Origin of the sequence: Craterilacuibacter sp. RT1T (assembly GCF_023502145.1) — a bacterium.
Lineage (GTDB): Bacteria > Pseudomonadota > Gammaproteobacteria > Burkholderiales > Chromobacteriaceae > Craterilacuibacter.
In genome coordinates, this window is the sequence record NZ_JAMFLI010000004.1 from 250,054 (window position 1) to 258,025 (window position 7,972).

Genomic DNA, 7,972 nt, shown 5'->3' on the forward strand with positions numbered 1-7,972 from the left:
TACTCGATTCTATCTGTTCGGGAGTCGGGCCCCGGGGTCGGGTGCCCGCTATGTGCCACCGGGGGCGGCACCTTGGCCGCCAGCTCTGGCAGCGGATCCCGGATCACCGATCCCGGACCCTGCTGCGATCAGATCCGCATCGGCATCACGATGTATTTGAAGTTGCTGTTGCCTGGAATGGTAAACAGCGCCGAGCGGCCGGCGTCACCGAAGGCCAGTTGCAGCGTATCGGCCGGCAGGTTGGTCAGCACATCCAGCAGATAGTTGATGTTGAAGCCGATTTCCAGCTCACCGCCGTCGTAGGCGATTTCCAGTTCTTCTTCGGCTTCTTCCTGCTCGCTATTGGTACACAGAATGGACATGGCGCCATTCTTGAGCACCAGACGCACGCCGCGGAATTTCTCGTTGGCGAGAATGGCGGCACGCTGCAGCGCATGCAGGAAGGTCAGGCGTTCGATCAGGAACAGGCGGTCGTTATCCAGCGGAATCACCCGGTTGTAATCGGGGAACTTGCCGTCGACCACTTTGCTGATGATTACGGTGCTGCCGAAGCTGAAGCGCACCTGATTGTTCAGCAGCTCGATCTGGATCAGCTCGTCGCTGTCCTGCAGCAGCTTGTACAGCTCGAGTATGGTCTTGCGCGGCAGGATGACTTCGGTCTTGGGCAGGTCGCCGTCGTGGCTCGCCGCGGCAAAAGCCAGGCGGTGGCCGTCGGTGGACACCAGGCGCACCTGGTCGCCCTCGGTCTGCAGCAACAGGCCGTTCAGGTAGTAACGGATGTCCTGCACCGCCATGGCGAACTGGACTTGCGACAGCAGGCGCTTAAGGTCGCGCTGCGGCAGGCTGAAGGTCGATTCGGCCGCGCCGTTGGGGGCGACAAACGGAAAATCGTCGGCCGGCAGGGTCTGCAGGTTGAAGCGGCTTTTGCCTGCCTTGAGCACCAGACGGCCGCCGTCCTGCGAGTCCAGCGTGACGGTGGAGTCGGGGATGGCCCGCAGGATGTCCTGCAGCTTTTTGGCCGAGGTCGTCAGGCGGAAGTCTTCGCCGGGTAAGCTGTCCGGGCTGGCGGTGGTGATCTGGATTTCCAGGTCGGTCGCGAGAAAGCTCACGACGCCGGCCTTTTTCTCGATCAGCACATTGGACAGGATGGGCAGGGTATGACGACGCTCGACAATCCCGGTCACGGCCAGAAGCGGCTTCAGCAGGGCATCGCGTTCGGCTTGCAAAATCAGCATGCTCAGGGCTCCCGATTCAAAACAGGTGGGGTTGGATTAGGGTTCAATTGCGCAACATCGATAGCAGGGCATCGTAATCGTGGGCGATGTCCGGGTCTGAGGTGCGCATTTCATTAATGGTCTTGCAGGCGTGCAGCACCGTGGTGTGGTCGCGTCCGCCAAAGGCATCGCCGATATTGGGCAGCGAGAGCTGGGTCAGCTCTTTGGCCAGCGTCATCGCCACCTGGCGCGGACGGGCAATATCGCGCGAGCGCTTCTTGCTGTGCATATCCGACAGCTTGATCTTGTAGTACTCGGCCACGGTCTTCTGGATCGCGTCCACCGTCACCTGGCGGTTGCCGGCGGCCAGAATGTCTTTCAGCGCCTCTTTCACCAGCTCCATCGAGATGCTCTGGTTGGTGAAGCGGGCGTAGGCCACCACGCGCTTGAGCGCGCCTTCGAGTTCGCGCACATTGGAGCGCACGTTCTGCGCGATAAAGAAGGCGACGTTGTTGTCGAGCTTGATATTGTCGACTTCGGCCTTCTTCATCAGGATGGCGACGCGCATTTCCAGCTCCGGCGGCTGGATTTCAACCGTCAGCCCCCAGGAGAAGCGCGAGATCAGGCGCTCTTCCATGCCTTCGATCTGCTTGGGGTAGGAGTCGCAGGTCATGATCACCTGCTTGCCGCCCTCGATCAGCGCGTTGAAGGCGTAGAAGAATTCTTCCTGGGTGCGGTTCTTGCCGGCGAAAAACTGGATATCGTCGATCAGCAGCAGGTCGAGCGAGTGGTAGTAGCGCTTGAACTCGTCGAAGGCCTTGTGCTGGTAGGCGCGCATAATGTCCGCCACATAGCGTTCGGCGTGGATGTAGCGCACGCGTGCCTGCGGGTTTTTCTGGAACACATGGTTGCCGATGGCCTGAATCAAGTGGGTCTTACCCAGACCGACACCGCCATAGACGAACAGCGGGTTGTAGGCCGGGTCGCCCGGATTTTCGGCAATCTGCAAGGCTGCCGCGCGCGCCAGCTGGTTGCCCTTACCGGTTACCAGGCTGTCGAAGGTAAAGCCGGGATTCAGGCGTGTGCTTTCGTGGCTGCCGATGGCCTTGACCGCCGCCTGCTTGGCCTGCTCGGCCACGGTCGGCGTGCTGGGGGCTGCCGGTGCCGGGCGCGGGGTATTGCTGACCATGGAGGGCGGCGCCACCGGGCGCATATTGCCGCCTACGCGCAGTTCCACGTTGGTGAGCCCCGACAGCTCGCCCACCAGTTCCTCGATGCGACCAAGAAACCTGTCCTTGATGAATTGCAGGATGAAACGGTTGGGGGCGAGCAGCACCAAGCTCTCTTCGCCGGTTTCGGCAGAGAGGGGCTTGATCCAGGTGTTGAACTGCTGTGAAGACAGTTCGGCCTCGAGGCGCGCCAGGCACGCCGGCCAAATTTGATCCAGTTCGGTCATTACTCACTAACAAGCAAAACCTGCGGCCATCGCGTTAAAACGGGGACGGCAGCAGGTTGCGTAAGAAACGCTCGCCATGAAAAGGCGGGCACAGGCATTCGGGTGATGGCACTGCTCTGCATGCTGACCCGCTTGTCTTTGGGTCAAGTCCAAAACTTGAGCAGCAGGTTCAGTGCCTTAAGTTTGTACATTCTAATGGTTTTTGTAAAAGTTATCCACAGGAAGGTCAAAAATAAGTGGTTGACTGTTGCAGTGTTTCTCGGTTTAATCACGCGTTTATTTCCGTTTCGAAACAGGAAACCCCATCATGAAACGCACTTACCAGCCATCCAATACCCGCCGCAAGCGTACCCACGGCTTCCTCGTACGCAACAAGACCCGTGGTGGTCGTGCCGTTCTGGCCGCACGTCGCGCCAAGGGCCGCAAGCGTCTGTCTGTATAAGGCCTTGAGCTTCCGCTTTCGCCGAGTGCACCGGCTGTTAAAAACGGATGATTTTTCATCCGTTTTTAGTTTGCGCCAGGTGCGCAGCAATCCCTTCTTCCAGGTCTACGTCCGTCCCAATGATCTTGGCCACGCACGAGTCGGTCTCGTCGTCGGCAAAAAGACCGCCAAACGCGCCAATCGTCGCAACTACATCAAACGTTCGGTACGCGAATGGTTCCGCCTGCACCAGCACGAACTCGGCAGCAATGACTACGTGGTGCGTGCGCGTTTAGCCTTCGTCCGTAACAATCGTCATGAAGCAGTCGAGGCTTTGGCCTCACTCTTTGTTAAACTGCAGCGATGTCGCGCGCCCTCGTCCTCCTGATCCGCTTCTATCAGGTCGTTATCAGTCCGTGGATTGCTCCGCGGTGCCGGTATCTGCCGACCTGTTCGTGTTACGCAATCGAGGCGGTGCAGAAACATGGCGCGCGCAAAGGTGGTTGGCTAGCGGCAAGGCGGATTGCGCGTTGTCACCCATGGGGCGGTAGCGGCTATGACCCGGTTCCCTGAACTTTCCGGATAAAAGAGAGATGGACTCCAAGAGACTGATCATTTTCATTACCCTGTCGCTGGCAATCTTGCTGGGCTGGCAGGAATTCTTTGCGCCCAAGCCGGTGCCCAAAGCAGCTTCGACTGTGACGGCAACCCGGACCGGGTCCGATACCCCTTCTGCCCCGCAGCCGGCCGACTCGGCCAAGCTCGAGAGCGGCCAGCGCATCGTGGTCAATACCGACGTGATGCGTGCCGAAATCGACACCATGGGCGGCGACTTGCGCGCGCTGGATCTGACCCAGCACGGTCAGACTTCCGACCCGAGCAAGGATTTCGACCTGCTGACCGACAAGGGCGGCCGCGTATATGTCGCGCAGACCGGCCTCTTGTCTGCAGCAGACCCTCAGCTGCCTACGCACAAGACCCTGTTCACGGCTGAAAAGACCGCGTACAGCCTTGACGGCGACAAGGTTGAAGTCAAGCTGACCGCGCCGGAAGTGAACGGCGTGAAGGTGGTCAAGGTTTACACCTTCAGCAAGGGCTCTTACGAAATCGGCGTGCGTTACGACGTGACCAACGCCAGCGGCAAGCCGCTGCCTCTGTCGGCCTACTACCGTCTGCTGCGTGACAACAAGGCACCGGAAGGCGAGAGCTACTTCGCGCATACCTTTACCGGTCCTGCGATGTACTCCAGCGAAGGCAAGTTCCAGAAAGTCACCTTCGACGATCTGGACAAGGGCAAGGGCGAACACGTCAAGAACACCGCCGACGGCTGGGTGTCGATGGTGCAGCACTACTTCTTCTCCGCCTGGATCACCAAGCCGCTGGACGGCAACAGTGTCTGCGCCAAGGCTGAAGACTGCAGCTACGACATCAAGAAGCTGGGCAACGGCCTGTATTCGGCCGGTGTGATGGTGAACCTGCCGGTGCTGGCCAATGGCGCGACCGAGTCGGTTACCGTACCGCTGTATGTTGGTCCGGAAGACTACGCGACCATCACCAAGCTGGCTGACGGCATGAACTACGTCAAGGACTACGGCTGGGTGTATATCTTCGCTTCGCCGCTGTTCTGGCTGCTGGCCAAGATCCATGGCTTTGTCGGCAACTGGGGCTGGGCGATCGTGCTCTTGACCGTACTGGTCAAGGCCGTGTTCTACCCGCTGACTGCCGCGTCCTACCGCTCGATGGCCAAGATGAAGGCGCTGGCGCCGCGTCTGGAAACCATGAAGGCGCAGTATGGCGATGACCGCATGAAGTTCCAGCAGGCGGTGATGGAGATGTACAAGAAGGAAAAGATCAACCCGCTGGGCGGCTGTCTGCCCATCCTGATCCAGATTCCTGTGTTCATCGGTCTGTATTGGGCGCTGCTGGCTTCGGTTGAGCTGCGTCAGGCACCGTGGATTCTGTGGATTCATGACCTGGCCAAGCCGGACCCTTACTATGTTCTGCCGGCCATCATGGCGATCACCATGTTTGTGCAGACTTTCCTGAACCCGCCGCCGACCGATCCGGTACAGGCGAAGATGATGAAGATCATGCCGGTTGCTTTCTCGGTGATGTTCTTCTTCTTCCCGGCAGGTCTGGTGCTGTACTGGGTGGTGAACAACGTACTGTCGATGTCGCAGCAGTACTATATCAACCGCCAGATTGAAAACGCCCGCAAGGCTTCGCTGCAGTCCTAAGACGGCAGCGCCTTGAAGGTAAGAGCCCGGCCGCAAGGCCGGGCTTTTTGGTTTTTATCAGGCAAGGCCGTGTAGCGTTACGCGGCTTTGCCTGATAAAACGCCTTAAGTCCCGATATGTTTCAGGCCGGCAGTGCTGCCGGCAAACCGGATTGCACACTATGAACTTGAGCTACGCCCCCACCACCATCGCTGCCATTGCCACTGCCCCCGGTCGCGGCGGCATCGGCGTGATCCGTATTTCCGGTCGCGAACTGCTGCCGTTTGCACTGGCGATTTCCGGCGGTAAAACGCCCAAGCCCCGCACCGCCACCTATACCGACTTTTTCGCCGCCGATGGCAGCGCCATCGACAATGGCTTGCTGCTGTACTTTCCGGGGCCGCACAGCTTTACCGGCGAAGATGTGATTGAGTTGCAGGGCCATGGCGGGCCGGTGGTGCTGAAGATGCTGCTGTCGCGCTGTGTGGCGCTGGGGGCGCGTCTGGCCGAGCCGGGCGAATTCACCCGCCGCGCCTTCCTCAACGACAAGATGGATCTGGCGCAGGCCGAGAGCGTGGTCGACCTGATCGATGCCGCCTCGGAAACGGCCGCGCGCGGTGCGCTCAAATCGCTCAAGGGGGCGTTCTCCGGCGAGATTCACGCCATGGTCGAAGACCTGATTACCCTGCGCATGCTGGTCGAAGCAACGCTGGATTTCCCCGAAGAAGACATCGATTTTCTCAAGGCCGCCGACGCGACCGGCAAGCTGGCGTCCATCCGCAGCCAGCTATCCCGCGTGCAGGCCACCGCGCGCCAGGGCGCCATCCTGCGTGAAGGCATGCATGTGGTGCTGGTGGGCGAGCCGAACGTCGGCAAGTCCAGCCTGATGAATGCCTTGGCCGGCGACGATGTCGCCATCGTGACCGATATTGCCGGCACCACACGCGACACCGTGCGCGAGGAGATCATCATCGACGACGTGCCGGTGCATGTGATCGATACCGCCGGTCTGCGCGACACCGATGATGTGGTAGAAAAAATCGGCATCGAGCGCACCTGGGCGGCGGTCGAGCGTGCCGATGTGGCGCTGGTGCTGGTGGACGGGCGCGAGGGCATTACCCCGAATGTAGAGGCCATACTTGCGCGCCTGCCGGCGCGCTTGCCGCGGGTGTTCGTGTTCAACAAGATCGATCTGGCCGGCGAAGACGCGCGCGTCGACGAGGAAGACGGCCATCCGCTGGTCTACCTGTCGGCCGCGACCCATGACGGGGTCGATCTGCTTAAGGGCAAGCTATTGGAGCTGATCGGCTACAAGGGCGAGGGCGAGAGTGTCTATCTGGCGCGGGCGCGCCATCTGGATGCGATCCGCCGTGCCGGCGAGCATCTGGCGGTGGCGACCAGCGAGTGGCAGCAGGTGGAGATCTTCGCCGAAGAACTGCGCCTGGCGCAGAACGCGCTGTCCGAGATTACCGGCGAATTCACCCCGGACGACCTCTTGGGCGTGATCTTTAGCCGCTTTTGCATCGGTAAATAAGCCGGCGTCGTGGTGGCTTAGCGTAGGGCAGGGGTCGCCGCCGCGATCGCCTGCAAACGCTCCGGTCGGTCGCTGCACAGCATATCGGTGCCCCAGCCATAGAGTTCGGCGGCACGCGCTGGCTGGTTGACGGTCCAGGCCATCAACGCCAGCCCGGCATGCCGAACCGCGAGTACGCGCTCCTGGCTCAGATCCCGCTCATTGGCATTGAGCGCGCAGGCCGCACAGGCCTGCACCTGCTGTGGCCAGTCATCCGGCCAGTTTTCTATCAGCAAGGCACGCGGCAGATCGGGGGCTGCCGCTTTTGCTGCCAGCAGCGCCGCGAGTGAAAATGAAGACAGCATCGGTAGTAGGTGCTCGCCTTGCCACAGCAGGCTAGCCTGCTGTGCGACAATACGCCCCGTCTCCTGCTCCCGTCCGGGGCAGGGCTTGATTTCTAGATTGACCCGTATGCCGTGGTGCCGTGCCTGTTCTGCCAGCGCCGCCAGCGTGGGTATGCGCTCGTGGGCAAAGGCGGGGTGAAACCATGCGCCGGCATCCAGTTGCGCCAGTGCCACATGGTCTTGTTGTGCAAACAAGCCTTGGCCATTACTCGTGCGCTCGAGATGCTCGTCGTGAAATAGCAGGGGGATGCCGTCTGCCGACAGTTTGACGTCGCACTCGACGGCGGTGATGCCCAATTGGCGGCTTATTTCCAGCCCGGCCAGCGTGTTTTCCGGTGCCAAGGCGCCGCCCAGGCGGTGGGCGAACAGTCTGGGCCATGCCTGAATGGGGGCGTGTTCGAACAAATGCATGAAGCACCTCCAGCGGGTAGCAGGGTCAGCCCTACTGTCTTGAAAGCCTGTGGCTGGTCAAACTGTGTTATTTGTGCAACGCAATATCCACAATCAGGCATAAAAAACCGCATGCCAAGGATCAGCTTAGCTGATCTTGATCACAGCCTGTCAGGATAGGCTTCTCTACTCTTTGGCATCCTGATAGGCGGGATCGCCCTTTGAGGGTAAATTTGTCGCAATAATATAAAAGTATTGCGCAATGGCAACATACGTGTATTAAATAAATTTCAAACGTCCGTTCGAATGTGCCTCGGCCGGATGCAAAGATTCGATTATTTTTAAACCATCAGGGAAA

The 7,972-nt window shown here is 59.9% G+C and carries 8 protein-coding genes; 5 read left to right on the forward strand and 3 right to left on the reverse strand.

What is annotated here, in order from left to right; genetic code table 11:
* Positions 1-128 precede the first annotated feature (128 nt).
* Entirely contained in the window at positions 129-1,235 is a 1,107-nt protein-coding gene (gene dnaN / locus M3P88_RS09210) for a DNA polymerase III subunit beta (protein ID WP_249615751.1), read from the reverse strand.
* Between the two features lie 43 nt (positions 1,236-1,278).
* Positions 1,279-2,670 carry a chromosomal replication initiator protein DnaA gene (dnaA, locus tag M3P88_RS09215; protein WP_124735579.1) on the reverse strand — a complete coding sequence of 464 codons (1,392 nt, stop codon included), beginning with the start codon at positions 2,668-2,670 and terminating at the stop codon, positions 1,279-1,281.
* A 307-nt stretch (positions 2,671-2,977) separates the two neighbouring features.
* On the opposite strand from dnaA, the gene rpmH reads away from it, so the two are divergent.
* From rpmH to mnmE, 5 genes are all read left to right on the forward strand, one after another.
* The gene (gene rpmH / locus M3P88_RS09220; protein ID WP_124735580.1) at positions 2,978-3,112 is read left to right on the forward strand and encodes a 50S ribosomal protein L34; all 135 of its coding nucleotides are present in this window, start codon (positions 2,978-2,980) and stop codon (positions 3,110-3,112) included.
* Positions 3,113-3,116: 4 nt separating this feature from the next.
* The gene (rnpA, locus tag M3P88_RS09225; RefSeq protein WP_249615752.1) at positions 3,117-3,479 is read left to right on the forward strand and encodes a ribonuclease P protein component; all 363 of its coding nucleotides are present in this window, start codon (positions 3,117-3,119) and stop codon (positions 3,477-3,479) included.
* Positions 3,455-3,664, forward strand: a complete 210-nt coding sequence (yidD, locus tag M3P88_RS09230) for a membrane protein insertion efficiency factor YidD (RefSeq protein WP_249615753.1) — start codon at positions 3,455-3,457, stop codon at positions 3,662-3,664. The genes rnpA and yidD overlap by 25 nt, the downstream gene beginning before the upstream one ends.
* A 20-nt stretch (positions 3,665-3,684) precedes the next feature.
* Positions 3,685-5,328 (forward strand): membrane protein insertase YidC, encoded by a 1,644-nt coding sequence (yidC, locus tag M3P88_RS09235; RefSeq protein WP_249615754.1) that lies wholly within the window; start codon positions 3,685-3,687, stop codon positions 5,326-5,328.
* Between the two features lie 166 nt (positions 5,329-5,494).
* Complete coding sequence (gene mnmE, locus M3P88_RS09240; RefSeq protein WP_502798953.1) at positions 5,495-6,841, forward strand: tRNA uridine-5-carboxymethylaminomethyl(34) synthesis GTPase MnmE; 1,347 nt, start codon at positions 5,495-5,497, stop codon at positions 6,839-6,841.
* A 17-nt stretch (positions 6,842-6,858) separates the two neighbouring features.
* On the opposite strand, the gene ugpQ is transcribed toward mnmE, so the two are convergent.
* Positions 6,859-7,635, reverse strand: a complete 777-nt coding sequence (ugpQ, locus tag M3P88_RS09245) for a glycerophosphodiester phosphodiesterase (RefSeq protein ID WP_249615756.1) — start codon at positions 7,633-7,635, stop codon at positions 6,859-6,861.
* Between the last annotated feature and the right edge of the window lie 337 nt (positions 7,636-7,972).

Coding starts and splice junctions, on each gene's coding strand:
- dnaN (WP_249615751.1), bottom strand. CDS start 1,235: ATGCTGATTTTGCAAGCCGAACGCGATGCCCTGCTGAAGCCGCTTCTG.
- dnaA (WP_124735579.1), bottom strand. CDS start 2,670: ATGACCGAACTGGATCAAATTTGGCCGGCGTGCCTGGCGCGCCTCGAG.
- rpmH (WP_124735580.1), top strand. CDS start 2,978: ATGAAACGCACTTACCAGCCATCCAATACCCGCCGCAAGCGTACCCAC.
- yidD (WP_249615753.1), top strand. CDS start 3,455: ATGTCGCGCGCCCTCGTCCTCCTGATCCGCTTCTATCAGGTCGTTATC.
- yidC (WP_249615754.1), top strand. CDS start 3,685: ATGGACTCCAAGAGACTGATCATTTTCATTACCCTGTCGCTGGCAATC.
- ugpQ (WP_249615756.1), bottom strand. CDS start 7,635: ATGCATTTGTTCGAACACGCCCCCATTCAGGCATGGCCCAGACTGTTC.